Raw genomic sequence first — 2,187 nt, forward strand, 5'->3', positions numbered from 1 at the left:
CAATAGCGACTCTTGTTCTGGTGTTGGGTAAAATCGAAACGAATAGGCTTTCTCCATATCTCACATTCTAGCATATATCGTGTAAATGCGCTAATATTTAACAGTAAAGCCGTCGTAGAACGACGGGGTTTCAGACCCAAAATTTTCGATGACCATTTCTCAGCCAGATATCCTGTTTCCCCTGAAAAAGTTCTTCCGGTCTAGGATCGATAAAAACCACATCGGGTTTGCCGATCAATTTCTCTACTTCTGCTAAATTTACCCGAATCGAGGGATTATCACGGACAGTAAAGCTCCCGGGTTGATATTTAGGGAATTCTTTCGTTACCTTCTGTTCAGAACCCTTATAACCCTTAAACCCGCCATCTAAGACCGCCACATCTCGGAAACCCGATCGCTCTAGTAAATAGGCGACCATGGTTGCCCCCAAGACATCGCGACCATCGGAATATACCAGCACTCGATCGCCATTAGTGATTCCCGCGGCGGCAAAGAGACTGCCAATTTTATCCTCTTGCCAATATTGAACCGGCAAAAATCCGTTTGGACCACGAAAATTATTGTCGGCTATATTCACCGCTTTCGGTAAATGACCGGTGATATATTCCAAAGGGTTAATCCGCACATCGAGAATTTTTAACTTCGGATCGTTGAGATTTTGTGCTACCCAAACCGGCGATACAAAGTCTATCTTAGTCTCAGATTTAGACGTGGCCATCAGGGGCGATGACGGGGCTAAGGTAAAGGTTAAAATGCAGAGGAGAACTAAAGTGAAAAAAGCAAGGGGACGGCTTTGAAACCGTCCCAGGGATAGACCCTTCCCTTGACGCAGTTTTGGTTTCATGATTCAGTGTCAGCGACGAATATCAAACGATAATCACTATAGGGCTTTGATTAGCTTTCTCCAAAAATTTAGGTATAACGTGATATTTTTTTTGCAGCAAGTAGGCCGATTAATTATTAATTTCTTCTTGGGTGTTGATCGCCTTGGGTGTCTTTAATAACTGTTGCCACCAGATATGCACTAGGAGCGACCAAGCGATCGCTAAAAGCCAAGAGGCAAGGATATCACTAGGAAAGTGAACTCCTAAATAAAGACGAGTCCAAGCAATAACCAAAACCAAGGGAATCCCCAGTAAAACTACCCCGAAAAACCAGCGCGTTCTCCAAGATAAAATCAGTAAAGAAACCACTAACAGGGAACTAAATAAAGCATGACCGCTAGGGAAGGCAAAATCATCGGGTAAGGGATAAAATAACGGCCAAAATTGCGGGCGATTTCGATGAAAAAGAATCTTAAGATTATAACTAATTGCCCAACCTCCCGCCATATTTACAAGGAGATAAGCGAACCCATACCAGTATTTTTTTAGGGCAAAAATCAGCAGTGAAATTGTTAGTATCGGAGCCACTCCCCAATAAGTACCTAATCCCGTTAGTTTTATCGCCAAAAAGTTTAGGTTTAAATTAGCGGTTTGATGAATAGATAGCATCAGGGATTTTTCCCACGCAAATCCTTGGGGATGCCGATCAATAGCGATCGCTAAATCCGTAAAAGTTAGGGATGTTAACAAGATGGCTAAGAAAATTAAGCTATTGTTTAAGTAAGTTTTGGGAATCACGGGGAAAAAGTGGCGATCGAGGATAACAGGGGCATTTCTAATACCTGAAAATGGAGCAAGACCAGAATAACTAATGTATAGGCAGTCGAGGAAAGTAATCCATTTCTTAATTCTTTTGACCAATTGCGTTCTTCTTTCTCTCCACCGATTAATTCTTTCGTCCCGAATTGCATCAGTAGGATTCCCACAAGATTAGATAACCAATAACCAACCACGGCTGCGGGTAGAAAAAAATCGGCGTGTAAGCAAGCAATTAAACGACCGAAACCGTAGGCGATCGGCAGATTAAAAATTAGATCATTCCACCAACATAGGGGCGATAATAAGTAACCAATCAATACCAGGCTTCCGTTTTTGATTTTGTCAAGTAGATACATCTTTTTTTAGTTACTAACTATTAGTTTTGTTTTTTTGCCATCAGCTATCTAGGGTTTGCTGAAAAAGTTTGTTGGTGGGGGCAGGGTGTGGGGTGTGGGGTGTGGGGTGTAGGGTTTTACCGATTTTGAGGTAGTCAGTTACCTAATTTTCAGGGAAAAAATCCCTAAATTTTACTCCCGATCCCTCC

Annotated in this window: 3 protein-coding genes and 1 pseudogene; all 4 read right to left on the reverse strand. The window is 42.1% G+C overall.

Translation table 11 applies throughout. The annotated features are described in order from the left end of the window. Positions 1 to 57: helix-turn-helix domain-containing protein (locus PX481_RS29710; protein WP_155119799.1), on the reverse strand; the 57-nt coding region annotated here is incomplete at its 3' end. Between the two features lie 91 nt (positions 58 to 148). After that, a pseudogene (locus PX481_RS11895) lies at positions 149 to 844 on the reverse strand (sulfurtransferase); the annotation flags it as partial. 109 nt (positions 845 to 953) lie between these two features. Then, positions 954 to 1,622, reverse strand: coding sequence for a phosphatase PAP2 family protein (locus PX481_RS11900; protein ID WP_288027800.1), 669 nt, complete (start codon positions 1,620 to 1,622; stop codon positions 954 to 956). After that, on the reverse strand, positions 1,619 to 1,999 hold the full coding sequence (locus tag PX481_RS11905) for a DUF7980 family protein (RefSeq protein WP_002762694.1): 381 nt from the start codon (positions 1,997 to 1,999) through the stop codon (positions 1,619 to 1,621). The genes PX481_RS11900 and PX481_RS11905 overlap by 4 nt, the downstream gene beginning before the upstream one ends. Positions 2,000 to 2,187: the final 188 nt, after the last annotated feature.

It is taken from the genome of Microcystis sp. M53603_WE2, assembly GCF_030065435.1.